Genomic DNA, 25,052 nt, shown 5'->3' on the forward strand with positions numbered 1-25,052 from the left:
TCAAGATGAGATTTCCCACTTAATTGGTAAGACCCCTTGAAGACGACGAGGTTGATAGGCTGGAGGTGGACGCGCAGCAATGTGTGGAGCTGACCAGTACTAATCGGTCGAGGGCTTATCCAACGTTTTCGTGAAGAAAACAACTTCGAACAGACGCGAAGAGATCGTTTCGGATCCGGTTTTCAAGGTGCAAGCCTTGTACGATAGCTTAGTATTCTAAGCTGTTTAGCGAAATATTTGAATCTGAGCGACTTTTGGATTCCCCATCTTGAGGATATTTTATCCGAAAGAAGGAACCAAGTCGGAGCGAAGAGGCAAATATAGAGCGTTTTGTTCCCTGATAGCTCAGTTGGTAGAGCACTCGACTGTTAATCGAGTTGTCACAGGTTCGAGTCCTGTTCGGGGAGCCATATGGAGAGGTGTCCGAGTGGCCGAAGGAGCACGATTGGAAATCGTGTAGGCGTCTAAAGCGTCTCGAGGGTTCGAATCCCTCTCTCTCCGCCATCAAGATTTACAGTAAGGCCCGTTGGTCAAGGGGTTAAGACACCTCCCTTTCACGGAGGTAACAGGGGTTCGAATCCCCTACGGGTCATTCTTCTTCTAAAGAAGAAAAAAGCATGAAAAAACATTTGACATAAGCCTGCTAACCTGATATAATAGTAAGCGTATGTGAAATGGAGGCTTAGCTCAGCTGGGAGAGCATCTGCCTTACAAGCAGAGGGTCGGGGGTTCGATCCCCTCAGCCTCCACCATATTGTTTTAACACTCTGACGCGGGGTGGAGCAGCTCGGTAGCTCGTCGGGCTCATAACCCGAAGGTCGCAGGTTCAAATCCTGCCCCCGCAATTGCTTCACCTTATGGCCTGGAACCGTGGTGTAGGGGTTAACATGCCTGCCTGTCACGCAGGAGATCGCGGGTTCAAATCCCGTCGGTTCCGCCATTTTCATTCTTCTGCAAGTGCTCTTGATTGGGGCTCTGAGGAAAAACTGCTAGGCTCGGTAGCTCAGTCGGTAGAGCAAAGGACTGAAAATCCTTGTGTCGGCGGTTCGATTCCGTCCCGAGCCACCATCAAAAACTTCATACTTTTCACAATCAATTAATAAGCCGGTGTAGCTCAATTGGTAGAGCAACTGACTTGTAATCAGTAGGTTGGGGGTTCAAGTCCTCTCGCCGGCACCATTTTTTGACTGTGGAGGCTTAGCGAAGTGGCCAAACGCAGCAGACTGTAAATCTGTTCTCTCTGAGTTCGGTGGTTCGAATCCATCAGCCTCCACCAGTTATAGGGGCATAGTTTAAAGGTAGAACAGCGGTCTCCAAAACCGTTAGTGTGGGTTCAATTCCTGCTGCCCCTGCCATAGAAATTCATAATTAACCCAAAGATTCATCTTGCAACATGGCGGTCGTGGCGAAGGGGTTAACGCATCGGACTGTGACTCCGACATTCGCGGGTTCAATTCCCGTCGATCGCCCTTTATTTTTTGGGGGTTAGCCAAGCGGTAAGGCAACGGACTTTGACTCCGTCACGCATAGGTTCAAATCCTATACCCCCAGCCATATAACTTCAAAGTTTTAAGCGGACGTGGCTCAGCGGTAGAGCATCGCCTTGCCAAGGCGAGGGTCGCGGGTTCGATTCCCGTCGTCCGCTCCATTTTTATTTCGGCGCCATAGCCAAGTGGTAAGGCACAGCTCTGCAAAAGCTCTACCCCCAGTTCGAATCTGGGTGGCGCCTCCAGTTTATTTTCTTGCTTCATTGAAATACTTTGCGCCCTTAGCTCAGCTGGATAGAGCGTTTGACTACGAATCAAAAGGCCAGGAGTTCGAATCTCTTAGGGCGCGCCATATTTACTTTGGATGTGCCGGTGTGGCGGAATGGCAGACGCGCTCGACTCAAAATCGAGTGGGGAGACCCGTGAAGGTTCGAGTCCTTTCACCGGTATAAGAGAAAGCGGCTTTGCAAGATTACTTTAACAGTGATCTTGCAAAGCCGTTTTTGTTTATGCAAAAATAAGCGAATGATACGAAGACAATGAACGGAAGGTGGATTCGGAATGTTAAGCGGTACGAACAGGCTGCCGGGCGAAAACGGGAAAGACTATGCTTATCGAGTAATCAGGCAAAATATTATGAATTTGACGCTGGAGCCGGGAAAAGCAATCAGCGAGATTGATCTGGCCGAGGCGCTTCAGCTTTCCCGCACGCCGGTGCGCGAAGTCATGTCCAGGCTTAAAGAAGAATATTTGGTTGACGTGATTCCGCAGGTCGGTACCTATATATCTAAGATTGTTCCTCAATTGATTGACGAAGCTGTGTTTATGCGCTTTTCTTTGGAAAAAGAAGTGCTGCTGCTGGCCTGCAAGCAGTTCTCGCAAGAAGATTTACTGGCTCTTCGACATAATGTGGAGAAGCAGGAAAGCCTGCAACAGCGTCAGGGTGCAGCTTCGCAGTTTCACGAACTGGATAACGAATTTCACGCGCTGCTATTCCGAGGATGCGGCAAAGAGCATGTCTGGGATTCGATCACTCGTTTAAGCACGCATTACAATCGCATGAGACTGATGTTTGAAATCGAACACGACTTTACCCGGGCTGTAGAGCAGCATCGAAGCCTGATCGAGCTTATAGCCGAGCAGAGAGTGGACGACATCGAATCAGCGGTATATCGTCATATCATCGAACCTATGAGCCGCTGGACAGAGCTACAGGTCTAATCAGTTTTCATTTCGGTTTTCGAGGGTGGTTTTTATTAAAATTTCGATTGAAGTTATCGGTCCGGAACAAGAAGAAGAGATTTTGATCCGTTGCCATGCGGTGGACGACGAGACCCACGAGCTGGTCAGCCAATTGAAAGCCCGGGAGCTCATCGTATTGGGTTATCGCGAAGACCGGATCAGCCGAATTAAATTAAGCGATCTTTACTATTTCGAAGCGGTCGACGGAAAAGTATTCGCATACGGTGAAAATAGCGTGCATGAGGTCAAACAAAAGCTGTACGAGCTGGAGGAGCTTTGCAAAGGTAACCCTTATTTTCGCGCTTCAAAGTCTACCCTTTTAAATATCGCCAAGATTGTTAGCGTGCATCCTTCGATCAGCGGTCGTTTTCAGGCCTTGTTGGAGAACGGAGAAAAGGTGGTCATATCGAGACAGTATGTACCCGTGCTTAAACAAAGGCTCGGGTTATGAAAAGGAGGACGTCCATGAAAGTTTCCGAGCTGACGAAAGAAATTCTGAGAAGTTTTTTAATCATCTTTGCCTCGATCATGATCATCATCACCGTGCTGCGGCAAATTTACGTACCCGATGCAAGCTTTGAATTACAGGCAATCTTTACGATTATGGCTTTTTCTTTTGTAGGGGCTTTGACCGGGATTATTTTATATACGCCTCATGCCGCGAGTGAAAGAAAAATGCGGATCCGGGTCATCGTCCATTTTTTCGTGCTTGAAGTGCTTCTGGTTTCTTTGGCACTTCTGCTTAATTTGGTTCAAAGCATGTTCGCGATCTTGTTGCTGGTTGTACAGATCGCGGTTGTATACCTCATCGTTCGTTTGTTATCTTATCGGAATGACCAAAAGGAAGCTCAACAGATCAACGACAGACTCCGAATGTTTAAAAATAAGCCATGACATAGAGTGAAGCAGAGCTTTCGGATGATTTTTTGCAACTTATCGTCTCTCAGCTACAGCTTATTGCTTATCCGTATACATCGCTTCCGCCGTTTTTTATGATGAATGCATAAAAAGCCGGAGGAGCTGGGAAGTCTTATGGAATTATTCATACTTGGAGTTGCACTAACGATCGAGCTGACCCTTGCCGTGTATGCCCTGATCACTCGAAATAACCGCAGCAGGATCAAAAGTTGGACAAGAATTTCCATGTTTTTAGGATTTGCTGTGCTGGTCGTAAGCAAGGTGATCGTGTGGCATGCCGCTTGGGGATTGTTTGCAGGCTTGCTGTTGATCTTGGCTGTAAAAGAAATCGTCATTCTGCTGCGTAAACGTATATCCGCTTACCCTCGCAACGTTTTTTCTGCACTGCTAAAATCCGTTCTATTAGCCTTTGCCGTGTTTGTTACGCTTATTCCTGTTTTGCTTTTTCCGCAGCACAGATCGCCTCAAGCGACCGGACCTTATCCCGTGAACACGGCTACCTATACGTACATCGACCTCGATCGTACCGAAGAATTCGCGGATGAAGAAAAGCAGCGGTCGGTTAACGTGGAATTCTGGTATCCCGAGCTTGCGAACGCGAACGATACATATCCGTTATTGGTTTTCTCGCACGGAGCCTTCGGTATTAAAACAAGCAATGATTCGACTTTCACCGAGCTCGCAAGTCACGGTTATGTGGTAGTTTCGATCGATCATCCCTACCACTCGTTTTATACCGTTTCCGATAGCGGAGAAGTCGTGACGATCAACCCGCAATATATGCGAGAAGTTAATGAAGCTAATCGAGAAGGCGCGTATTCGCTCGAAGAATTTTTCGAACTTACGCAAAAATGGATCAAATTACGAACCGACGATATGAATTTCGTGATCGATACGGTTTTGGAACAGGCCGAGCAAAAATCAGATCCGATCTACGGACGTATCGATACGCAAAAAATAGGGGTGTTCGGTCATTCCATGGGCGGTGCGGCAAGCGTAGGGTTAAGTCGCGAACGTTACGATATCGGTGCTGCGGTCAATATAGACGCTCCGTTTTTCAGCGAGATCCGATATGATCCGGCTGCCGATGATCTAGTCGCTAAGTCCGAACCTTATACGATTCCTCTTCTAAACGTGTATTCGGATGATGTGTGGGTACAGCTTGACAACAGTTCGGCGTATGTCGCGAATCGGATTTCGAATCCTGCTTTCGCAGATGCGTATACCGTTCATTTTGAAGGAGCCAAGCATTTAAGTCTGACCGATCTGCCGTTGTATTCGCCTTTCCTCGCTAATATGCTGCAGGGCGGCCGGGCGGATATCGATAAATATACAGTGATCGAGACTCAAAATGAATTGATCCTTCAGTTTTTCGATTACGCATTAAAACAACAAGGACCATTCGATCCTCGAAAGACTTATTGAACATGCAAATCTTGCATCGTTCATACTGGCATGCTAGTATGCCAGTATGAACATTAAAACAAAGGAGTGAGGCCGAATGGAAATGACGTTTCGTTGGTACGGCGAAGACGATCCGGTCAAGCTGGAGTATATCGCGCAGATTCCGGGCATGAAAGGGATTGTCAGTGCCATTTACGACGTGTCTGTCGGAGAGGTTTGGCCGCTGGACAAGATTCAGGCTTTGAAGGAACGAGTAGAAGGCGTAGGGCTTAAGCTGTCCGTGATTGAGAGCGTTCCCGTGCATGAGGATATCAAACTGGGTCTGCCGACGCGCGATCGGTATATCGAGAACTATGCGCAGACGCTGAGCAACCTGGGGCAGGCCGGGATTCCGGTGGTTTGCTATAATTTCATGCCGGTATTCGACTGGACGCGCTCCGATCTGGAATTCGAGCTGCCGGACGGTTCGACCACGCTGATCTACGAAGAAGAGATTATCCGCCGGATGGACCCGAAGCTCGGCGAGTTGGCTTTGCCCGGCTGGGATACGTCTTACGGGGAAGGCGGACTGGGTCATATCCTGGAGCAGTATGAGCAGGTCGGCGAAGAGCAGCTGTGGGAGCATCTGGCTTACTTTATCCAACGCGTTATTCCGGCCGCGGCCGAGAGCGGGATCAAAATGGCGATTCATCCGGATGATCCGCCTTGGCCGATCTTCGGTCTGCCGCGCATCATCACCAACAAAGAAAATTTGGAACGCTTCCTGAACCTGAACGACTCGCCGTATCACGGATTGACGTTATGCTCGGGCTCGCTCGGCTGCGATCCTAACAATGATTTTGTCGATATGGTCCGATACTTCGGCGGAGTGCGGGATCGGGTGCATTTTGCTCATCTGCGCAACGTGAAGATTACCGGGGAAAAGTCGTTCCGCGAATCGGGGCATCTGTCGGAATGGGGTTCGCTGGACTTTTACGAGATCGTCAAAGCCTATACCGATTACGGCTTCGACGGCCCGTTCCGTTCCGACCACGGGCGCATGATCTGGGGCGAAACCGGTCGTGCGGGGTATGGATTGTACGACAGGGCGTTGGGCGCGGTGTATATCAACGGACTTGCGGAAGCAACGAAAAAAGCCAAAGCGTCCGCGGATTTTTGATAGGACAAAGGAGGAGGAAGGATGGCAAAGCTGCCGTTTAACATCGATTTGAACGGAAAAGTAGCGGTCGTCACCGGAGGAACGGGCGTGCTGTGTTCGGGCTTCGCGGATGCGTTGGCGGAGTGCGGAGCATCCGTGGCCGTGTTGAGCCGTAACCAAGGCGAAGCGGAGGCCAAGGCAGCGGAAGTCATTGCGCGCGGGGGAAAGGCCATCGGCGTGGCAGCGGACGTTCTGGACAAAGCGGCGCTGAAACAGGCACACGAGCGTATACGGAGCGAGCTGGGTCCTTGCGATATTTTGATCAACGGAGCCGGCGGCAACCATCCGCAGGCGACGACGACCGGGGAGTACTGGATGCCTTCGGAGTCTGAGGATAAAAGCGGCGGCGCCGAGCGAAGCTTTTTCGATCTGGACACGGAAGGATTAAAGTTCGTCATGGACGTGAATTTCCTCGGTACGCTGCTGCCTTGTCAGGAGTTTGCTGCCGATATGGTCGGACGCGAGGGTTCGACGATCGTCAATATTTCTTCGATGAACGCGTACACGCCTCTGACCAAGATTCCGGCATACAGCGGTGCCAAAGCGGCGGTCAGCAACTTCACCCAGTGGTTGGCCGTCTATTTTTCCAAAGCGGGCATACGGGTCAACGCGATCGCGCCCGGCTTTTTCCTGACTGCGCAAAACGAGAAGCTGCTCAAAAACGAAGACGGTACCCTGACGGAGCGTTCGGCGAAAATTCTGAACAGCACGCCTATGGGGCGTTTCGGCGAAGCCCGCGAGCTGGTCGGGACGCTGCTGTACCTGGTGAGCGAGGAAGCGTCTGGATTCGTGAACGGCGTGGTCATCCCGGTAGACGGAGCTTTTTCCGCGTATTCGGGGGTATAAACGACCAAGACAAGAATGAGACAGAAGCAGCAAAGGAACCCGCGACCGTTATCGGTATCGCGGGTTCTTGGCGTGACGACAAACAGTGCCGGGGAAGGCGCGCGAACGAATTCTACTCGCATCTTTAGCGTTGACCAGGTACTCGCTGACTGCTGCTCTATCTCGTACTATTGCGATAAGCGCTGGGAGAGACTCCGGTCGCTTTTTTGAAGGTGCGGGAAAAGTGGGCGGCGTCCATGCCGACGCGTTCCGCGATCGAAGAAATTCCGGTATCGGTCGACGTCAGCAGTCTGCGAGCCAGCTGTATTCGTTTTTGCTGGACGTAATTCATCGGGGTGATGCCCATTTGTTTTTTAAAATAAGGAATAAAATAATTCGGATGCAGGTGGACCAGTTCGGCCAGCGTTTCGATCTCCAGCGTTTCGGCAAGCCGTTCGTCGACGTAGTGCAGCACGCGTGCCAGCTTTTCCCGTTCGCTGCCCTGCATGAATCGGTCCATGAAACCGGTATGTTCCCCTTTTTCCAGACAGTAGGCCAGAAGTTGAAGCAGGCAGGCTTTGACGCGCAGAGCGGCAAAAGGGCCGGGACGTTCGGATTGTTCGATCATTTCAACAAATAAGGCTTCGATCTTTGCGGGTTCGGTCACGTCCGTGATCTGGAAGGCAGAGCCTGCTTGAAAAAGCGGCCAATCGCCGATGCGGGCGTCGAAGTGGCAGAAATAGCGGGAATACGGATGCTCGGGCGGAGTAAAGCGCGTTTGGACGGCTCCTGCCGGCATAATGAACAACTGACCGGCATGCGGTTCGTAACGAACGCCGTCCAGCGTCACCGCGCCTTCGCCTTCCGTTACGTAATACAGGCGGTTGAACGACGGCTTTTCCTCGGGCGCGTTCCAACCGTAATACCCGGCGCGATAAAAAGCATGGGAAACGTGGACGGTCAGGTTTTCCATCAGACGGTCGGCCGTGTCGATATGAAAAGAAGACGGAGCCTGGCGCGGAGAAGCCGGCTTCGAATCGGGCATGTCGGAACGATGAACGTTCGCACGTTTTTTTTGCATGTTTGACCCTCGCTTTTCGTAAACGTTCTTTATTCGCAGTATACACCTATTTGGCGAAAACACCTTAGTTTTAGACAAAAAGTTCTTAATCCTATTCATGTCTTTCGGCAGGGAGGTGAGGTATTCTCTACATGTATGAAGCCCGGGCGCGTTATCGAAGCCCGCAAGCGACGGAGGGATACAATGGAGACGAATACAGGGAAAAAAGTACGTTTCGGTATCATCGGAATCGGCAATATGGGAAGCTCGCACGCCAAAAGCCTGATCGACAACATCGCGGGGGCGACGTTGACGGCGGTCAGCGACGTGCGTCAAGAACGCCTGGACTGGGCGGCGGGGGCGCTGCCGGAGCAGGTGAAGCGTTACGCCGATCCCAAAGAGCTGATGCGGTCGGGAGAAGTGGATGCCGTGCTGATCGCGACGCCGCACTACGATCACCCGACTTTAGCTATGGAAGCGTTTCAATACGGACTGCACGTGCTGATCGAAAAGCCGGCGGGCGTATACACGAAAGCCGTGCGGCAGATGAACGAAGCGGCCGCCAAAGCGGCGGAATCGGGTCTGGTATTCGGCATCATGTACAATCAACGCACGAATCCGCTGTACCGCAAGCTGCGGGATTTGATCCTATCCGGCGAACTGGGCGAGATCCGGCGGACGAATTGGATCATCACCAACTGGTACCGTTCGCAGAGCTATTACGATTCCGGCGGTTGGCGCGCGACTTGGGAAGGCGAAGGCGGCGGCGTGCTGCTGAATCAGGACCCGCATCAGCTTGATCTGTGGCAGTGGACGACGGGCATGATGCCGAAGCGGATACGCGCTTTTTGCAGCTTCGGGAAAACGCGCAATATCGAGGTGGAAGACGACGTGACCGCTTACGTGGAATACGAGAACGGGGCGACGGGCCTGTTCGTGACGACGGTGGGCGAAGCGCCGGGCACCAACCGGTTCGAGATTTCGGGCGACAACGGGAAGATCGTGGTCGAAGACGACAAGCTGACCTTTTGGAGATTGCGCACGCCGGAACCGGAATTCAACGCGACGTACAAAGGCGGATTCGGGCAGCCGGAATGCTGGAAATGCGAGATCCCGGTCGAAAACGGAAGCGGCGGGCAGCACGAAGGCATTTTGCGCAACTTCACGAATGCCGTTTTGCATCGGGAGCCGTTGATCGCGCCGGGCAAAGAAGGCATTCACGGACTAATGCTGTCGAACGCGATGCATCTGTCGAGCTGGACGGACGGTTGGGTAGAGCTTCCGATCGACGAAGAAGCCTATTTGGAAAAGCTGAATGAACGAATCAAGCAGTCGACGTTCGTGAAAAAGACGGGCACGGAAGCGACGCTCAACGTATCGGGAACGCATTGAGCGCTGACGCACGACTGACGCACCGGGCGGATAGTGTAAGCTGACAACGAAAACGGGGAGGCGGAAAAAAGATGAAAAGATCGACGATCGCGGCGCAGATGTATACGTTTCGCGAGCAGGCGAAAGACGAGAAGGGATTGGCGGACACGTTTTCCAAATTGAAAAAGATGGGTTATGACGCGGTTCAAGTATCGGGGATCGGGCCGATCGAACCGCGCAAGGTCAAAGAACTGGCGATCCAAAACGATCTGACCATCTGCGCGACGCATATTCCGTATGATCGGTTGAAAGATGACCTGGACGCGGTGATCGAGCAGCATAAGCTGTGGGATTGCAAGTATGTGGGCCTGGGCATGGCGCCGGAGACATTTCGCGAAAGCGCCGACAGCTATCGGGCGTTCGCGCGGGAAGCTTCGGAGATCGGACGTAAGTTGAAGCAGCAGGATCTGCAATTCGTTTACCACAATCACCAATTGGAGTTCGAAAAATACGACGGGCGCACGGCGATGGATATTCTGCTGGAAGAAAGCGATCCGGAAGCCTTCGGCTTCGAGCTGGACATGTACTGGGTGCAGGCGGGCGGCGGCGATCCGGCGCAGTGGGCGCACAAGGTGAAAGGGCGGATGCAGGTCGTGCACCTGAAAGACATGGAGATCGTGGACGGACAGGCCGTTTTCGCGGAAGTGGGTCACGGCAATATGAACATCCCGGCGATCATCGAAGCGTGTCGAGCAACAAATGTGGAATGGTACGTGGTGGAGCAGGACGTGTGCCGCCGCGATCCGTTCGAAAGCGCCAAAATGAGCCTGGACTATCTGCACGGGCTGCTTCAACGGGAGAAGACGCTGTAGGGCTTTGCAAGGCGATGTTGGGCAGAGGCGAAGCGCGGAAGCGTGAAAAGAAGATGGGAGGATGGATAGCGGCATGGGACGAAGCGACGGAATGAATTACGCGCCGAAGCACGAAGCGAAGCCTGTTGTAGGACCGGGAGAATTCATATTCGCGGCGGCGGCGCTCGATCACGGGCATATTTACGGGATGTGCAACGGACTGACGGAAGCGGGCGGTACGGTCAAGTGGGTGTACGATCCGGACGAAGCCAAGGTCGAGACGTTTATTTCGATGTTCCCGGGCGCAAAAGCAGCGGGTTCGCTGGAAGAGATCTTGGCCGATCCGGAAGTGAAATTGGTCGCTTCGGCGGCGATTCCGGCCAAGCGGGGACCGCTCGGCGTCCAAGTGATGGAGAGCGGCAAAGACTATTTCACGGATAAGGCGCCGTTCACCACGCTGGCGCAGCTTGACGAAGCGGAAGAGTGCGCGGCGCGCACGAGCCGCAAATACATGGTGTATTACAGCGAGCGGCTGCATGTGGAAAGCGCGGTGTACGCGGATCAATTGATTCGGCAGGGCGCGATCGGCCGGGTCGTGCAAGTCATGGGCACCGGGCCGCATCGGCTGAATGCGGCGGGGCGGCCGGATTGGTTTTTCCGGCGCGACGATTACGGCGGCATCCTGTGCGATATCGGCAGCCATCAGATCGAGCAGTTCCTGCATTATGCAGGCTGCAAAAGCGCGAAGGTGCTGCACAGTAAAGTGGGCAATTACCATAGCCCGGAGTATCCCGAACTGGAAGATTTCGGCGACGCGACGCTAGTCGGGGATAACGGAGCGACGCAGTATTTCCGCGTCGATTGGCTGACGCCCGCCGGACTCGGCACCTGGGGCGACGGCCGGACCGTGATCCTGGGCACGGAAGGGTATATCGAGCTGCGCAAGTATACGGACGTGGCGAGATCCGATTCGGGCGACCACGTGTTTTGGGTCGATCGGGAAGGCGAGCATTACGAGCAGGTATCCGGCAAGGTCGGCTGCCCGTTCTTCGGGCAGCTGATCCTGGACTGCCTGAATCGGACCGAGAACGCGATGACGCAGGAGCATGCTTTCACGGCGGCACGGCTTTGTCTGGAGGCGCAGGACCAGGCGCTTAATACGACGCCGGATACGCTGCGCAAGCCTGCGGCGGAAGGACGGGGTTTTTAAGCTTTAATGTCAAGAAGGGTAAAGCTTAAGTTCAAGACGGAAGGTGCGACTTATGGGGAAAATAGGTGCGGCCGTCATCGGCTGCGGAACGATCTTCGCTCAGCATGCTCGGGTTCTGAACGAGATGGAGGAAGCAGAGCTGCGTCTTGTCGTGGACAGCGACCCGGAGAAAGCTCGCCGGGAAGCCGAGATTTACGGCTGCGAAGCCGGAAGCGACTACAGTGACGTTTTGCGGCGTCCGGATATTCAAGTCGTGCATGTCTGCACGCCGCATCATCTGCATGCGCCGATGATCGAAGAGCTGCTCGCGGCGGGCAAGCATGTACTGACGGAGAAGCCCGTAGCGCATACGCCGGAAGCGGCAGCATCGGTTCGGGCTGCCGCGGCCAAAAGCAGCGCTCAACTGGGCGTCGTTTTTCAAAATCGGTACAACGAAAGTTCCAGGCTCATTCATGAACGGATTCAATCCGGTCAATTGGGTCGGCTGCTCTGCTTGAAAGGCATGGTGACCTGGTCCCGACCGCCGGAATATTATACGGATAGTTCCTGGCGCGGCCGTTGGGAGACGGAGGGCGGAGGAGTGCTGATCAACCAAACGATCCATACGTTGGATTTACTGCAGTGGTTCGCGGGCGGCGATGTGCGGCGCATTACGGGCAGCGTAACGACGGACGCATTGGGCGACGTGATCGAAGTAGAGGATACGGCGCATGCCTGCATCGATTTTTCCGGCGGCGCGCGGGCTTTATTTTACGGAACCAATGCGTATCTGACGAACAGTCCGGTCGAATTGGAATTGATTTTCGAACGAGGTACGCTTCTTCAACGCCGCGATTGCGTGTTCCTGCTGCAAGATGGCGAAGAGACTGAATTATGCCACCCTTCGCAGACGGCTACCGGCGCCAAATCGTATTGGGGAGTGAGTCATGGGCTGTTGATCCGGGACTTTTACCGACATATCCAGGAAGGACAGCACTTCTGGATTGATGCTGAGGAAGGCAGCCGGGCATTAAGTCTCGTTCATGGTATTTATGAGGCATCGCGCAGCAAGGGGACTGTGGTACCCGTGCGATAATACCAATGATGCATGAGCGATTGAACCCGGGGAGCATCTCTATGGGAATGTGCGCGAACAAATAAAAGCAGCGCTTTACAGGGAAGAATCCCGTAAAGCGCTGCTTTTTTTATTGTGCTTAAATGTCGGCGATTGCGGGAAAGTGGAAGCATGCCTGGGAAGAATTCGACAAAACCAACTCCGAGGCGTGCACGCTCTAGCCAAAAAACCACTTCGAACCCGTACGGGCTTGAAGTGGCTTTATGCAAGAAGGATTGTCAGATCTTAGTCTGTGCCTTCGCGATTGGAAGAAGGTGCCGACTTGCTTTCCGTTTGGCTGCCGCCCACCGGCATGGATTCGCCGATTTCCAACGTGTCCAGGTTGTGGTCGCGGCTTTTCGGTTTGCGGGATACCAGCACGACCAGATCGACGAGCAGAACCGGAAGCGAGACGGAGGCCGGGTAAGCCAAGTAGCGGGACTGCCATTCCGGGAAAAACTTTTCCTTATAACGGCGCAGTCCTTCGAATCCGTAGAAATGACCTCCGTAACGGAAGACCAGATTGGCCAGCTTCTCTTCGCGCAGCGAACTGCGGCTTTTGCCTACGCTTGAGAGCGGGGCCATCCCAAGATTGAATGTTTGATAACCTTGCTCCTGGGCCCACTCGATTAATCGCGCGAAAAGCAGGTCCATCGTTCCGTTCGGCGTATTCGGCAAATGACGCATCAGATCGACGGAAATGGTGCGTCCTCCGTCATAAGCCGGGGCCAGCGTCGCGAAGGCAACGATTCGGCCTTCCGGATCGCGAAGCAGCGCGAGCGGCGAACGTTGAATGTACGACTCGTCGAACCAACCGAGCGAGAAGCCTTTTTCCTTGCGGTCGCCCAGCCAGATCGTCGAGATTTCGCGCAATTCTTCAATCAATGCGGAATCGTAAGGAGACGAATCAACCGAGAAGATATAGCCGTCCCGCTCGAAGCGGTTTTTCGCCGTGCGGAATGCCGTCATCTTTTTGCCCGAGAACGTGAAAGTTTCCAGATTGATCAAGGCTTCCTCGCCGAGTTTGAAGAAACGGTAGCCCTTCTCATGGTAGATCGACAGATAATCCGGCGATGCTTGATAGAACACGACGGCCAAGGCATATCGATCCGAGAACGCTTGAAATTCCTCGATGGCATCGCCGATCAGTTTTTTCGGTCCGAGCGGATCGCCGAGAACGACGAGTTTATCGCGCGAACGGGAATACGGAATCAATACTTTTCCGTCCTGAGCCCAGTAGAACTGCTTGTCGCCGAGATAAAGCATGTGGGTAAGCAGGTTGCCTTCTTCTTTTTGCAAAAAGTCGTCCAAACGCTTCAATTCGTCCCCGCACGGCAGATCGGCTTCTTGGCGTTTCGGGCGAAGCAGCACTAGAATCGAGAACAAAATCCAGGCGCCGACGATTCCGCTGACCGCCATCGCGCCGTATTCGCTCGGCTGCATGATCCATTCCGGACGGAATCCGGCAGGCAGATTATGCAGGAAGCGGGGACGGGACGAAGTGCCGATCAGGTAATACAGTCCGGCCAATACTAACGTGAATCCGAACCAGATCCAGATTCTTTTGCGGGATAATGTGGCGCCGGAACGGTAAAAGCGGGCGCGGGAGATCCATAACAACAGTGCTACGGTCAACAGTACCAACGCTTCTTCGTAGTCGAAAGCTTTGAAGAAGGTAAAGATCGCGCCGGCGACGAGCAGAAGCGACGTCAACCGATGCGCGCGGCGCAAACGAAGCGAGATCCCGCTTGACAAGATAATCAGCATAAAGCCGATCACGACCGAGATTTGCTGCGACAGCTTCATGATCGGCGTCGACAGGAATCGGGCCATGAAGTGTACGCGATCCAGCAGGCCCGGCGTCGCCGCCGACAGCAGCAGGATCAGGCCGCAGACGAGCACCAGCTTGCCGAGCGCCCATATGCCCATATCGCTCAGGAATCCGAACTGTCCGGGCCAATTCCAGAAACGCTGCCAGTAAGCCGCCACGCCCGCGTTTTGCCGGTCGAGCTCTTCAGGGTCCGCCTTGGAAAGAGCGCCCGGCAAAGCATCCGATCCGGACTCGCCGGCCGCCGTTTCTTTCCGGATTGCTTTACGGCGGCCCGGAAGAAGTTCGAAGGCGGTCATGACCAGCGCCATCAGCCACGGAATAATGAAATAAAAGACGCGGAACAGCACGATGGTCGCAAGCGCCGTCTCCGGCTTGACGCCTGCCAATTGCAATCCGAGCAGCGCCGTGATGTCGAAGGCTCCGATTCCGCCCGGCGCGAAGCTGACGATGCCGGCGATGGCCGCTACGCTGTAAATGGCGAGCGCTTGGCCCAGCGGCATGCCGTGCAGGAATTTGGAGCAGATCAACCAGAAGGTCAGACCCGCGAAAAACCATTCCAATACGGAAGCCATGACCGAGCTTCCGATAATGCTCCACGGAAGCCGCGTCCCTTGGCCTTCCTTGTGGAAATGCTTGGCGAACAGCTTGGAGCGCTGCATGATCAAAAAGATCGGCAGATAAAGAGCCATGCCCCATACCGCGTAGATCAACCAACGATGCTCCGTCAGCATGGAGCCGATCGGCAGTATCCCGACAATGCCTGCCCATCCCAGCACGGAAAGGCCCGTCACCATCGTCGGGGACAAGAACACGATGGCCGGCGTGATCTGCCCCAGCGTAATGCCGCTGTTGCGGTACAGCAAAGCGCGAACGCCCGCACCGGTAAAGCCGGCAAATCCCAGGAAGTTATTGAAGGTATTGGAGATCCAACCATAGCGGAACGCGGCCCACTTGGTCACGTTCAGCCGAAAATGACGACAAATCAGGAAATCGTAAGTGCTCATGACGGATACCGCCACAAGCGAGAGCGCCAAGATCTGCACGATGTCCCAGGATGGCATGGATCGAATATCGAACAGGATCCGGGAGAAATTCAGTTTGCGAAGTTCGCCTTCGCTTTGAAAATAGACGAAGGCGATCACGGCGACCGGAATCAGCAGCCGAACGATCTTCATCCGATAAAGGAAAGCGAACAATCGCAGGATTTGCAGTCGTTCCAGTAAAGCTTTCGTACGATTCATGAATTCACCTACAATTTTAGAAGGAATTAAACTCATACAGTTATTTCCATCGGTATACGTTCAATAAATCTTAACATGAAAACCCCTTTTTTCGAACCGAACATCTTTGTAACCTTTTCTAAAGCACGGGAACAAAGAAGCTCTTCCTTAATATATCGACTGTACGCCGACTATACAATGAAGCTTCGCGCAGAAGGCTTCCCTGCCTTTTACCCCGTTCCGACTTTCTATACGCTCCAAGGTCCAGATAGACCCCCGCCTCAGGTCCAGGTTCAAAAACCGCCCGCAGGCCGTGTTGCGAAAAGGCGGGAACCTCTAGAATAAAGGCATAAGGAAATTGATTCAGGAAAGGCGGTGAAAAGTTAATGAGAAGCATGAAACTTAATATCCCGGCTATCGTACTTGTGGTACTGGGAGCGCTGATTCTGTTCGGAAAGTTCGGAAGCTTCGTAGGACTCTTGTTCGCAGCCGCGATCTTCGCGCTCGGTTATTACGGAGTCAAGACAGGGAAAACATTTCTGGGCTGGTCGCTGTTAATCGTCGGAGGATTGATGCTGCTGTCGAAATTGTCTTGGCTGATCGGCCCGCTGCTCGGGATCGCGTTGATCGCGGCAGGTATCTTCTGGATCGTCAGCAAGCGCAATGAACGCATGAACGGCCGACGCGGCTTCGGAGGCTAACCTCCGAAAACCGGATCGGAAGTTCCCGGAAACATCTTGCATCAACGCAAACCATGCGGAGGAGGGAGAAACGCCGAATGAGCATGTTCAAAAGAATGAGAGACATTACACTGGCCACTCTTAACGATAAGCTTGAAGAAAGCCAAGACCCGGTGCGGATCATTGATCAGTTCCTGGTGGAGACAAGACAGGAGATCGGCGAGGTACAGCGCTTGTACGATCAATGCGCGCACCACAGCAAGCAGCTCCGTCAGCAGGTCGACCATGCAACGTCCATGCGCGAGAAGCGCGAGGAGCAAGCCGTGCTGGCGCTTAAGGCGGACGAGGAATCGATCGCGAAGCTGGCCTTGCAGGAAAAAATGCTGTACGAGGAAAAGGAACGTCAGTATCTGGAACTGTGGGAGCAAAGCCAAGATACGCTCAAAGAACTGGGCGAGCAGCTCAATGTACTTAGAAACGAATATCAGACCGTTTATAACAAACGACAATATTACTACGCCCGGATGGAGACGCTTCGTTTGCAGCAGCGCCTGAACCGCCGCACCGGCGGTTACAACTCGGACGTACCGAAAATGTTCGACCGGCTGGACGACCAAATGTCCTCGATCGAATACGAAACTTACAGCCTGCGCGATATCCGGAAGCTGGGTCAGGAGGCCTCGAGACAGATCGGCGAAGTCGGCAATCTGCTTGAAGAGGAAATGGCCCGCCTGAAGGAAAAATTGAAACGGGGCGAAGGAAAGGAGTAAGCGAGGATGCAAAGATTGTACCGCTCGACCCAGGACCGAATGCTCACCGGACTCTGCGGCGGAATCGCGCACGAATTCGGCGTGAATCCCACGCTGCTCCGTATTCTGTTCCTTGTCGCCATCCCGCTGACCAGCGGAGCGATGCTGCCGATCTACTTTATCGCTTCGCTCGTGATTCCGAAGGAACCGACGCCGCCGTACTACCCGTACGGACCCGACGCGTACGGCCGCGATGCTTATCGCGACCCGTATCGTCCGGATAACGCCTATGAACGCGAGCCTCACGGTTCGCGCTTCAACGGACCTCATGACCCGCGTTCGCCGAGACCGCTGGGCCAGGAACGGGAGTTTGAACGTCCTTTTCCTCCGAATCGTCCGCAACCCGCTCGCGCCAATCTGCAAAAGCGCGATATGCCGGATTCCGGAATCGACGCCATGATGGAAGACATCGAAAAGAAAGCACTCAAAAAAGAAGTCGAAGAACTGAAAAGCAAGCTTTCCAAATACGAAAACGAGAACCAGAAAGGGGATTTATAAAATGGGAGTATTCAAAAGACTGCGCGATATGACGAAGGCATCGGTAAATGAAATGTTGGATAAGGTTGAAGATCCGGTAGTCATGCTCAACCAATACCTGCGCGACATGGAAGAGGAGATTCACCAGGCCGAAGTGACGGTAGCGAAGCAAATGGCGAACGAACGCCGCATGAAGCAGCGTCTGGAAGAAGCGTTCCGCATGTCCGATCAACGCGAATCGCAAGCGACGGCAGCGCTGACCAACAATCAGGAGGAAGCGGCACGCAAGCTGCTGGAAGAGAAAATCTACTTCGACCAAAGAATCACGGAGTACCAAGACCTGCACGGCCAAGCCGAAGTTCAAGTCTCTGACCTGATGCGTCAGCTGCACGAGATGAAAGACGAGTTCTACCAAATGCGCAACAAGCGCAACGAACTCGTTGCCCGCGCTCAAATGGCGAAAGCCAAAAAGCAAATGGCACAGGTCAATCCGGTCTACGCGATCGACAAAGGCAGCTCTTCGTCGGGCTTCCGCCGGATGGAAGAAAAAATCATGCAAATGGAAGCCGAAGCCGATGTTCTGCGCACGCCTTACGGCGGTGGCGGCCTGAACCGCACATCCGCTTACATCAGCCCTGTCGACGCGCAAAAGCAGCTTCAGGTCGATGAGCAACTGAACGCACTGAAGAACAAGCTGAACGGCGGCCAAAGCGCTCCTTCCCTGACAAAAGGCGACGAGCAGTAAGAACGGCAGCGGCGGCCGGAATAGCCACACAGCCGGCCGGAGTTGTGATAGAATAAAGCGAATGATAAGCAAAAGCGAAGAAGCCATGCGGTACGAATGCGTACCGTTATGGCTTTTGCTACGCTTGGGAACACGGCAGGAGGAGGAGCGACATGCAAACTCGGAAAAAAACATGGGCGATCGTATTGATCGTCGTAGGCGCAATCATGTTGCTTGGCAAGTGGGTTACCCCGCTCTCGATGGTCGCTCTCCTCGTGCTGTGTTACGGTATTTATACGATGAGAGCCAATCGGGTGTCGTTCGGTTATAAGTGTCTCGCCGTAGGCGCCGGGCTGCTGCTGCTCGACCATATCATTCTCGTGCTCGGCGGCATTCTGATCTCGGTCGGCGTCTTTTACGCCCGAGCCAGAGAACTGCATAGAGGCCGCGAATACGTACGGCGTCAGGAATTTGTTTCGCAGTTGAACCGCGAACGCGAGCCTTGGGTTCCCGAACCGATCAGTCTGTGGAACTTGTTCGGCGACGTCAACTGCGATTTCTCGCTGGCGCTGCCGACCGAGCCGGATACGGTGATTCATTTGCAGGGCGTGATCTGCGATGCCGACCTGACCTTCCCGGAGGAATACGGAGTAGAATTGGATATCTTCGTGGGTTATGGCAAAGTGAGTTTCGAAGGGAAAGCGCACAGCGGAATGTTGAACAAATTCGTCTGGCGTTCGCCGGGCTATGCGTATAGCGAGCAGAAGGTCAGAGTCGTTATGGCCTATGCCGCAGGCGATGTGAATATTCGGATTAATTAGCAGCTTCAGGCGAACGGGGAGACGGTGAGCAAGCATGGCGAATGAACCGAAGAAAATTCGAAAATCGAATACGATCGTGCGGGGAATCGGTTCGGGGATGCTGCTGTCGCTGATCGTGCTGCTGTCGGCGATGTACGTGTTGTACTCGTATGGACTGTTGAACGTACCGGACGCATGGCCGCTCAAGATCCGCGCGGGGTTAACCGTGCTTACCGTCTGCATTGCCGTCGGTGCGTTATATGGGCTTTATCGCGCCATGCAAAGCAAGATTCAGTTCGACCGGATTCAAGATACATTGCTGCTGTGGGAAAAAGGAAATCCTGCACGCACGGCCTGGCCGGCCGGCGGCGAGTTGGACGGTCTGGCGGAACAGTTGGACCGCGTCGGCAAAAAGTGGGAAGAGCAGGTCAGCTCGCTTCAGCGCTTGTCGACGCATAACGCGCAATTGGCGGAGCAGGCTCGGGTGTCGGCCATCGTGGAGGAGCGGCAGCGTCTTGCGCGCGAATTGCACGATGCGGTGTCGCAGCAGTTGTTCGCGATCTCGATGACGGCAACGGCGGTGGGGCGTACGTTCGAAAAAGATTTGGCGCGGGCAAGGCGCCAGGTTGAGCTGATCGAGGAAATGGCGTCGGTCGCGCAGTCGGAAATGCGGGCGCTTTTGCTGCATCTTCGTCCCGTTTATTTGGAAGGCAAACCGCTATATCAAGGATTGAGCGAGTTGGTGCGCGAGATTCAGGCGAAGGTTCCGATGGAGATCACGCTCGATATGGATGCCGGACTCGAATTGGTCAAAGGCATCGAAAACCATCTGTTCCGTATCGTGCAGGAAGCTTTATCGAACACGCTGCGCCACTCGAAAGCGGACAAGATGGAAATCATGATCGTCCGCCGGAGCGATGCATTGCGAATGTCGCTGAAGGATAACGGCGTAGGCTTCGAGCTGGACGAGAAAAAGCAGGCGTCTTACGGCTTGTCGCTGATGCAGGAACGGGTCAGCGAGATCGGCGGTTCGATTCGTTACATAACCGCACCCGGCAAAGGGACGCGTATCGAACTGAACGTGCCGTTGGTAGACGGAGGACAAAGAGGGAGCGAGGAATAGTCATGGAATTGGAACAACAGATTACCGTGCTGCTCGTCGACGACCATGAGATGGTCCGCATCGGGCTGGCTGCCGTGCTCGATACCGAAGACGGAATCGAGGTTGTCGGCGAGGCGAGCGGCGGCGAAGAAGGCGTACGGATGGCGCAGCAGTACAACCCGGATGTCGTGCTTATGGACCTCGTGATGGACGGCATGGACGGAATCGAAGCGACGCGCGAGGTATTGAAAAATTGTCCGGACTGCAAAGTGATCGTGCTGACGAGTTATTTGGATGACGAGAAAATGTATCCGGTCATCGAAGCCGGAGCGTTCAGTTATCTGCTGAAAACGTCTCGGGCAAACGAGGTGGCCGACGCGATTCGTGCGGCTGTCCGCGGACAGTCCGTGCTCGAATCGCAGGTCGCCGCCAAAATGATGGATCGTTTCCGTACTCCTCCGCCTGCCAGGGCGCTGCACGATGATCTCACGGATCGGGAAATGGAAGTGCTTCGTTACGTGGCTCAAGGCAAGTCGAATCAGGAAATCGCGGACGAACTGGTGATCGGCATCAAGACGGTCAAGTTCCATGTGACGAACCTGTTGTCCAAGCTGGAAGTGGAAGACCGGACGCAAGCCGCCATTTACGCGTATAAAAACGGATTGGCCCAATAAAAACCGAGCATTCGTTCACACCCGACATAGACCGCACGGAGCATAAATCCGATGCGGTTTTTTTATTGATGCATCGATGTTGGCTCGGAATATCGGTGTTTCGAATTTTTACTGAATAACACATTATGTCATTCTGATCGAACGGCAAGCTTTGCGGATTATAATTTGTAAGCGCTTAAATATAAAGATCCGAAAGGGGAGATTGTGTCATGTTCATCACGAAAAAGAGAAGGCACGTCCTAACCTGTCTGCTGATGTCTTCCGTTCTTGCTGTGCCTGCTGCCGTATCGTTCCCGTCTTCCGCCGTTCAAGCGTCGTCGCGCGTTGTCTCGATTGCCGATTACGGAGCTGTACCCGATGATGGAATCGATGATCTGAATGCGATTCGCCAAGCGGTAGCTGCCGCCAAGGCTTCGAACAAAAACGTGTACGTGCCGGCGGGAACTTTTTTCTATGACGATGCGATCGTTCTGGATGGAGTGGATATGGTTGGCGAAGGCGAAATCTCTGTGCTGCATAGCACGAACCAGCAGCGCCAGGCTGTTCAGTTGGCCGGAAACGGCAGCGGGTTGAGCCAGGTGAAGCTTACGACTGTTCCGGTGACTACGCGTTTATCCACGTCCGTGTCGGCACGGGTTCATATTATGCCTGGGGCGGCAGACTTTACGATTGCGGATACGTTCATCGTGGGTGGTTCGTCGGCGGGCATTATCGGATACGGCATAAACGGAGCGATTGTTCGCAACGATGTTCGCGATACGCTGGCTGACGGTATTCATATGACGGGCGGATCGGCAAACATTCGCATCGAGGAGAATACGGTGCGCGATACGGGAGACGACATGATCGCCGTCGTATCCTATGAGAAAAACGGGACTTGGGTCAACAATGTGAAGATCGCGAATAACGATGTAGCCGGTGGTCATGCGCGCGGCATCACGGTATCGGGCGGTACGAACATTTCCATCGAACGAAACAGGATTGCGGATACAGGCGGAGCGGGCGTATTCATCGCGTCGGAAGGCAGCTACCAGACGTACGAGGTGCGCAATCTTCAAGTCGTGCGCAACACGATCCTGCGCGACAGCCGCAATGCGGCCATTCCGGAAAAAGGAGGAATTCGCCTTCAGGCGACTTATAAAGAACCGAGTATCGTGAACGCGACTTTTGAGCAAAATACGATTACGGACTCGGCGGACAGCGGGATTCTGATTCTGGGTTCGGCGAGCATTCAGGCGTTCTTTGCCCGCAACGAGATCGTCAACCCGACCAATCACGGTATGCATATTTTGAAAACGGTGATCGGGCAGTTGAATTTTTCGGGCAACAAGGTTCAGGGAGCAGGCGGCTTCCCGTTCTATAATCAGTCTCAGGCGCAGGTGTTCAGCGATGTGACGAACTCGGCGCCGCCGGGAGGCGGGGAAGAGGACGATTATGTGGCAGCAAGAGGCACGCCGCGCATCGATGGGTTCGTCGATGACGTGTGGAGCAATGCGACGCCGCTTGCGCTCAACGTGGATGCGAACGGCACGACGGGGACGGTGAGAATCGCTTGGGATGACAACGCGCTGTATTACTTGTTCGAAATGACGGATGCGACCCCGAACGCGCTGGCCTCAGACGAGCATAACGATTCGGTCGAGGTGTGGGTAGACGAGTTGAACGCGAAGAACGGCACGCGGACCGTGGGGGATTATCAGCTGCGCGTCGGCTATGACGGAGCGCTTTCTTCGGCCGTGCGAGGATTTAATCTTTCCAACGTAACGAAGGCCGTGATGCAACGCGAGAGCGGCTATACGGCAGAGTTCGCGGTTCCTTATACGGCACTTGTTCCGCAGGCGGGCGACGTGATCGGATTCAACGCCAGCGCGAACGACGATTCCAACGGGGACGGGCGGCGCGATACGTATTTAAGCTGGGTGGACAAAAACCTTCCGTACTGGGCGGATACGCGAGTATACGGCGAAGTAACGCTGGAAAATTGAAAACGCTATCCTGAATTTTTCGCAAGGTCGGCTTGATTTAGCCGGCCTTTTTGTGTACCTTTTTGGTGTACGCAAATATTAATGAAACCTTCATCTTAGATCAACATAAATGATAATCAATACGATAGCATCAATTTGAGAGATATGATAGAATGACATCACATCTTTCTTTTTCCGCACTAACGCGGAGAATTGAGAGTCAGGCATAACAATTCGTTACTATACTAATACAGGAAGAATGGGGAGCTATGACGGACAATCAAAATCTTGAAGCATTGAAAGCACCGGGCGCGGTCTTTTTCATCTTCGGGGCTACCGGAGACCTGGCCCGTCGTAAGTTGTTCCCGGCCATTTTCAGCTTGTACCGGGAAGGCAAATTGGCGGAGGACTTTGCAGTAGTCGGAGTGGCTAGACGCCCCCGCACGAACGATGAGTTCCGCGACGACGTATTCCGCTCGATTCAGGAATTCGGACGGTACAAATCTTCCGACCAGGAGAAGTGGAACACGTTTGCGGAACACTTCGAATATAAATCCCTCGACATCAATAACGTGGCGGGATTCCAAGAACTCAAAGAACAGACGGAAGCGATCGAGTCCAAATTCTCGATTCCCGGCAACCGCCTTTTCTATCTGGCGCTTGCGCCGGAACTGTTCGGCAGCGTTTCGCTCAATCTGCGCGAAGGCGGCATGCTGGATAGCGAAGGTTGGCACCGTCTCGTGATCGAGAAGCCGTTCGGCTACGACCTCAAGTCGGCCGAGAAGCTGAACGAAGAACTGGGCCATGTGTTCCAGGAAGACGAGATCTACCGGATCGACCACTATCTCGGCAAAGAGATGGTGCAGAACATCGAGACGATTCGTTTCTCGAACATGTTCTTCGAGTCGCTCTGGAACAACAAATACATCGCGAACGTGCAAATCACGCTCGGCGAGACGGTCGGCGTCGAAGAGCGCGGCGGCTACTATGATCATGCGGGCGCGCTGCGCGATATGGGTCAAAACCATATTCTCCAGCTGCTTACCATGATCGCCATGGAACCGCCTAGCCGCCTGCTGGCCGAAGACATTCGCGACGAGAAGGTCAAAGTGCTGCGTTCGCTGCATCATTTCGCCGACTCCGACGAAGTCCGAGCCAATGTCGTGCGCGGCCAATATACGGCCGGACAAAGCAACGGCAAAGACCTTCCGGGCTACCGCGAAGAAGACAAAGTCGATCCGAACTCGAACACCGAGACGTTTTTCGCGGCTCGCGTATCCGTGGATAACTTCCGTTGGGCCGGCGTGCCGTTCTATATTCGGACAGGCAAGCGCCTGCCGGTGAAGACGACCGAAGTCGTGATCGAATTCAAAAAGATGCCGGGCAACATCTACCTCGGACAAAAGCATGATCTCCAGCCTAACCTGTTGGTGATCCGCGTCAATCCGATGGAAGGCATCTACTTCAAGATCAACGCGAAGAAACCGGGTTCGGAATCGGAAATCGCGCAAGTGGCGATGGAATTCTGCCAAAGCTGCCTGGTGGGCATCAACTCGCCGGAAGCTTACGAGCGCCTGATCCACGACGCGGCGAAAGGCGATTCCACGTACTTCACGCGTTGGGACGAAGTGGCTTCGGCTTGGGCTTTCGTGGACAAGATCGATGCGGCATGGAAAGAAAATCCGGCCGACGTCAGCACGTATCCGGCAGGAAGCTGGGGACCGGACGCGGCGCACGAACTGCTTGCGCGCGACGGGTTCCACTGGTGGCCGGTTAACGGACAAGAAGAAGACAATGTCATTTGGGTAGCGGCTTCGAGCAACTAATCCAAAGGCAACGATAGCCATAAACTGTAAAGCCGCTGCATCGTCGAACTTTCCGACGGTGCAGCGGCTTTTTTATTTTTTTTACGCAGACGAGGATATTCAAGCTTGACCTTGAAGGATACTTCAACCCTTATGCTGAGGATAGAATATTCAAAGCGAAGGAGAGCGTTCGATCATTAAAACAAGCACAAAGTGGAGAATAGTCGGCGGAGCGGCGGGAATTGCGGCAGCCGCTTATATCTATCGGTCGAAAAAGGAAGGTCTCAGCCCGAATCCGATGCGACGC

General features: G+C 53.8%; 21 protein-coding genes, 16 tRNA genes and 1 rRNA gene. 36 read left to right on the forward strand and 2 right to left on the reverse strand.

The window, feature by feature from the left end; genetic code table 11:
• The 23 genes from HRQ63_RS11250 to HRQ63_RS11360 form a co-directional block, all read left to right on the forward strand.
• A 23S ribosomal RNA gene (locus HRQ63_RS11250) occupies positions 1-123 on the forward strand; the annotation flags it as partial.
• Between the two features lie 211 nt (positions 124-334).
• Positions 335-410: transfer RNA gene (locus HRQ63_RS11255), tRNA-Asn, on the forward strand.
• A gap of 3 nt (positions 411-413) precedes the next feature.
• Positions 414-504: transfer RNA gene (locus HRQ63_RS11260), tRNA-Ser, on the forward strand.
• Between the two features lie 16 nt (positions 505-520).
• Positions 521-592 (forward strand) — tRNA-Glu (locus tag HRQ63_RS11265).
• Positions 593-676: 84 nt separating this feature from the next.
• Positions 677-752 (forward strand) — tRNA-Val (locus HRQ63_RS11270).
• A gap of 19 nt (positions 753-771) precedes the next feature.
• Positions 772-845 (forward strand) — tRNA-Met (locus HRQ63_RS11275).
• A 19-nt stretch (positions 846-864) separates the two neighbouring features.
• A tRNA-Asp gene (locus tag HRQ63_RS11280) sits at positions 865-940 on the forward strand.
• Positions 941-992: 52 nt separating this feature from the next.
• Positions 993-1,068, forward strand: a tRNA-Phe gene (locus HRQ63_RS11285).
• A gap of 35 nt (positions 1,069-1,103) precedes the next feature.
• A tRNA-Thr gene (locus HRQ63_RS11290) sits at positions 1,104-1,179 on the forward strand.
• Between the two features lie 12 nt (positions 1,180-1,191).
• Positions 1,192-1,276 (forward strand) — tRNA-Tyr (locus HRQ63_RS11295).
• A gap of 5 nt (positions 1,277-1,281) precedes the next feature.
• Positions 1,282-1,355, forward strand: a tRNA-Trp gene (locus tag HRQ63_RS11300).
• A gap of 41 nt (positions 1,356-1,396) precedes the next feature.
• Positions 1,397-1,469, forward strand: a tRNA-His gene (locus HRQ63_RS11305).
• Positions 1,470-1,479: 10 nt separating this feature from the next.
• A tRNA-Gln gene (locus tag HRQ63_RS11310) sits at positions 1,480-1,554 on the forward strand.
• Between the two features lie 19 nt (positions 1,555-1,573).
• Positions 1,574-1,648, forward strand: a tRNA-Gly gene (locus tag HRQ63_RS11315).
• A 10-nt stretch (positions 1,649-1,658) separates the two neighbouring features.
• Positions 1,659-1,732: transfer RNA gene (locus HRQ63_RS11320), tRNA-Cys, on the forward strand.
• A gap of 30 nt (positions 1,733-1,762) precedes the next feature.
• Positions 1,763-1,839, forward strand: a tRNA-Arg gene (locus HRQ63_RS11325).
• Between the two features lie 16 nt (positions 1,840-1,855).
• Positions 1,856-1,936 (forward strand) — tRNA-Leu (locus tag HRQ63_RS11330).
• A 112-nt stretch (positions 1,937-2,048) separates the two neighbouring features.
• Complete coding sequence (locus HRQ63_RS11335) at positions 2,049-2,708, forward strand: GntR family transcriptional regulator (RefSeq protein ID WP_172243530.1); 660 nt, start codon at positions 2,049-2,051, stop codon at positions 2,706-2,708.
• Between the two features lie 82 nt (positions 2,709-2,790).
• Positions 2,791-3,180, forward strand: coding sequence for a LytTR family DNA-binding domain-containing protein (locus HRQ63_RS11340; protein WP_216673923.1), 390 nt, complete (start codon positions 2,791-2,793; stop codon positions 3,178-3,180).
• 14 nt (positions 3,181-3,194) lie between these two features.
• Positions 3,195-3,623: a DUF3021 family protein gene (locus HRQ63_RS11345; protein ID WP_172243533.1), complete on the forward strand. Its 429-nt coding sequence runs from the start codon at positions 3,195-3,197 to the stop codon at positions 3,621-3,623.
• Positions 3,624-3,761: 138 nt separating this feature from the next.
• Positions 3,762-5,072 carry an alpha/beta hydrolase family protein gene (locus HRQ63_RS11350; RefSeq protein WP_172243536.1) on the forward strand — a complete coding sequence of 437 codons (1,311 nt, stop codon included), beginning with the start codon at positions 3,762-3,764 and terminating at the stop codon, positions 5,070-5,072.
• A gap of 76 nt (positions 5,073-5,148) precedes the next feature.
• On the forward strand, positions 5,149-6,210 hold the full coding sequence (locus tag HRQ63_RS11355; RefSeq protein ID WP_172243539.1) for a mannonate dehydratase: 1,062 nt from the start codon (positions 5,149-5,151) through the stop codon (positions 6,208-6,210).
• A gap of 21 nt (positions 6,211-6,231) precedes the next feature.
• Entirely contained in the window at positions 6,232-7,095 is an 864-nt protein-coding gene (locus tag HRQ63_RS11360) for an SDR family oxidoreductase (protein ID WP_172243542.1), read from the forward strand.
• Positions 7,096-7,252: 157 nt separating this feature from the next.
• On the opposite strand, the gene HRQ63_RS11365 is transcribed toward HRQ63_RS11360, so the two are convergent.
• Complete coding sequence (locus HRQ63_RS11365) at positions 7,253-8,155, reverse strand: AraC family transcriptional regulator (RefSeq protein ID WP_308809919.1); 903 nt, start codon at positions 8,153-8,155, stop codon at positions 7,253-7,255.
• A gap of 183 nt (positions 8,156-8,338) precedes the next feature.
• Between HRQ63_RS11365 and HRQ63_RS11370 the strand changes: the two genes are divergently transcribed.
• From HRQ63_RS11370 to HRQ63_RS11385, 4 genes are all read left to right on the forward strand, one after another.
• Positions 8,339-9,526 (forward strand): Gfo/Idh/MocA family protein, encoded by a 1,188-nt coding sequence (locus HRQ63_RS11370; RefSeq protein WP_172243545.1) that lies wholly within the window; start codon positions 8,339-8,341, stop codon positions 9,524-9,526.
• Between the two features lie 71 nt (positions 9,527-9,597).
• Entirely contained in the window at positions 9,598-10,377 is a 780-nt protein-coding gene (locus HRQ63_RS11375) for a sugar phosphate isomerase/epimerase family protein (RefSeq protein ID WP_172243548.1), read from the forward strand.
• Between the two features lie 73 nt (positions 10,378-10,450).
• A complete protein-coding gene (locus HRQ63_RS11380; RefSeq protein WP_172243551.1) occupies positions 10,451-11,566 on the forward strand; it encodes a Gfo/Idh/MocA family protein in 1,116 nt (371 codons plus the stop codon).
• Positions 11,567-11,618: 52 nt separating this feature from the next.
• Entirely contained in the window at positions 11,619-12,641 is a 1,023-nt protein-coding gene (locus tag HRQ63_RS11385) for a Gfo/Idh/MocA family protein (protein ID WP_172243554.1), read from the forward strand.
• A gap of 264 nt (positions 12,642-12,905) precedes the next feature.
• Here HRQ63_RS11385 and mprF read toward each other — a convergent pair whose 3' ends face one another.
• Positions 12,906-15,731 carry a bifunctional lysylphosphatidylglycerol flippase/synthetase MprF gene (mprF, locus tag HRQ63_RS11390; RefSeq protein ID WP_172243557.1) on the reverse strand — a complete coding sequence of 942 codons (2,826 nt, stop codon included), beginning with the start codon at positions 15,729-15,731 and terminating at the stop codon, positions 12,906-12,908.
• Between the two features lie 365 nt (positions 15,732-16,096).
• Here mprF and HRQ63_RS11395 point away from each other — a divergent pair, with 365 nt between their 5' ends.
• From HRQ63_RS11395 to zwf, 9 genes are all read left to right on the forward strand, one after another.
• Positions 16,097-16,411, forward strand: a complete 315-nt coding sequence (locus HRQ63_RS11395) for a hypothetical protein (RefSeq protein ID WP_172243560.1) — start codon at positions 16,097-16,099, stop codon at positions 16,409-16,411.
• Positions 16,412-16,488: 77 nt separating this feature from the next.
• Positions 16,489-17,160, forward strand: coding sequence for a PspA/IM30 family protein (locus HRQ63_RS11400; protein WP_037291305.1), 672 nt, complete (start codon positions 16,489-16,491; stop codon positions 17,158-17,160).
• 6 nt (positions 17,161-17,166) lie between these two features.
• Complete coding sequence (locus HRQ63_RS11405) at positions 17,167-17,697, forward strand: PspC domain-containing protein (protein ID WP_172243563.1); 531 nt, start codon at positions 17,167-17,169, stop codon at positions 17,695-17,697.
• Position 17,698: 1 nt separating this feature from the next.
• The gene (locus tag HRQ63_RS11410; RefSeq protein ID WP_037291299.1) at positions 17,699-18,421 is read left to right on the forward strand and encodes a PspA/IM30 family protein; all 723 of its coding nucleotides are present in this window, start codon (positions 17,699-17,701) and stop codon (positions 18,419-18,421) included.
• A gap of 152 nt (positions 18,422-18,573) precedes the next feature.
• Entirely contained in the window at positions 18,574-19,221 is a 648-nt protein-coding gene (gene liaF, locus HRQ63_RS11415) for a cell wall-active antibiotics response protein LiaF (protein ID WP_172243566.1), read from the forward strand.
• Positions 19,222-19,255: 34 nt separating this feature from the next.
• Complete coding sequence (locus HRQ63_RS11420; protein ID WP_172243569.1) at positions 19,256-20,323, forward strand: sensor histidine kinase; 1,068 nt, start codon at positions 19,256-19,258, stop codon at positions 20,321-20,323.
• A gap of 2 nt (positions 20,324-20,325) precedes the next feature.
• Positions 20,326-20,976: a response regulator gene (locus tag HRQ63_RS11425; RefSeq protein WP_172243572.1), complete on the forward strand. Its 651-nt coding sequence runs from the start codon at positions 20,326-20,328 to the stop codon at positions 20,974-20,976.
• 209 nt (positions 20,977-21,185) lie between these two features.
• Entirely contained in the window at positions 21,186-22,961 is a 1,776-nt protein-coding gene (locus HRQ63_RS11430) for a sugar-binding protein (protein WP_172243575.1), read from the forward strand.
• Between the two features lie 248 nt (positions 22,962-23,209).
• Positions 23,210-24,766 carry a glucose-6-phosphate dehydrogenase gene (gene zwf / locus HRQ63_RS11435; protein ID WP_172243578.1) on the forward strand — a complete coding sequence of 519 codons (1,557 nt, stop codon included), beginning with the start codon at positions 23,210-23,212 and terminating at the stop codon, positions 24,764-24,766.
• Positions 24,767-25,052 lie beyond the last annotated feature (286 nt).

The organism is Saccharibacillus endophyticus (genome assembly GCF_013185185.1).
GTDB lineage: Bacteria > Bacillota > Bacilli > Paenibacillales > Paenibacillaceae > Saccharibacillus > Saccharibacillus endophyticus.

Coding starts and splice junctions, on each gene's coding strand:
- HRQ63_RS11335 (WP_172243530.1), top strand. CDS start 2,049: ATGTTAAGCGGTACGAACAGGCTGCCGGGCGAAAACGGGAAAGACTAT.
- HRQ63_RS11345 (WP_172243533.1), top strand. CDS start 3,195: ATGAAAGTTTCCGAGCTGACGAAAGAAATTCTGAGAAGTTTTTTAATC.
- HRQ63_RS11350 (WP_172243536.1), top strand. CDS start 3,762: ATGGAATTATTCATACTTGGAGTTGCACTAACGATCGAGCTGACCCTT.
- HRQ63_RS11355 (WP_172243539.1), top strand. CDS start 5,149: ATGGAAATGACGTTTCGTTGGTACGGCGAAGACGATCCGGTCAAGCTG.
- HRQ63_RS11360 (WP_172243542.1), top strand. CDS start 6,232: ATGGCAAAGCTGCCGTTTAACATCGATTTGAACGGAAAAGTAGCGGTC.
- HRQ63_RS11365 (WP_308809919.1), bottom strand. CDS start 8,155: ATGCAAAAAAAACGTGCGAACGTTCATCGTTCCGACATGCCCGATTCG.
- HRQ63_RS11370 (WP_172243545.1), top strand. CDS start 8,339: ATGGAGACGAATACAGGGAAAAAAGTACGTTTCGGTATCATCGGAATC.
- HRQ63_RS11375 (WP_172243548.1), top strand. CDS start 9,598: ATGAAAAGATCGACGATCGCGGCGCAGATGTATACGTTTCGCGAGCAG.
- HRQ63_RS11380 (WP_172243551.1), top strand. CDS start 10,451: ATGGGACGAAGCGACGGAATGAATTACGCGCCGAAGCACGAAGCGAAG.
- HRQ63_RS11385 (WP_172243554.1), top strand. CDS start 11,619: ATGGGGAAAATAGGTGCGGCCGTCATCGGCTGCGGAACGATCTTCGCT.
- mprF (WP_172243557.1), bottom strand. CDS start 15,731: ATGAATCGTACGAAAGCTTTACTGGAACGACTGCAAATCCTGCGATTG.
- HRQ63_RS11395 (WP_172243560.1), top strand. CDS start 16,097: ATGAGAAGCATGAAACTTAATATCCCGGCTATCGTACTTGTGGTACTG.
- HRQ63_RS11400 (WP_037291305.1), top strand. CDS start 16,489: ATGAGCATGTTCAAAAGAATGAGAGACATTACACTGGCCACTCTTAAC.
- HRQ63_RS11405 (WP_172243563.1), top strand. CDS start 17,167: ATGCAAAGATTGTACCGCTCGACCCAGGACCGAATGCTCACCGGACTC.
- HRQ63_RS11410 (WP_037291299.1), top strand. CDS start 17,699: ATGGGAGTATTCAAAAGACTGCGCGATATGACGAAGGCATCGGTAAAT.
- liaF (WP_172243566.1), top strand. CDS start 18,574: ATGCAAACTCGGAAAAAAACATGGGCGATCGTATTGATCGTCGTAGGC.
- HRQ63_RS11420 (WP_172243569.1), top strand. CDS start 19,256: ATGGCGAATGAACCGAAGAAAATTCGAAAATCGAATACGATCGTGCGG.
- HRQ63_RS11425 (WP_172243572.1), top strand. CDS start 20,326: ATGGAATTGGAACAACAGATTACCGTGCTGCTCGTCGACGACCATGAG.
- HRQ63_RS11430 (WP_172243575.1), top strand. CDS start 21,186: ATGTTCATCACGAAAAAGAGAAGGCACGTCCTAACCTGTCTGCTGATG.
- zwf (WP_172243578.1), top strand. CDS start 23,210: ATGACGGACAATCAAAATCTTGAAGCATTGAAAGCACCGGGCGCGGTC.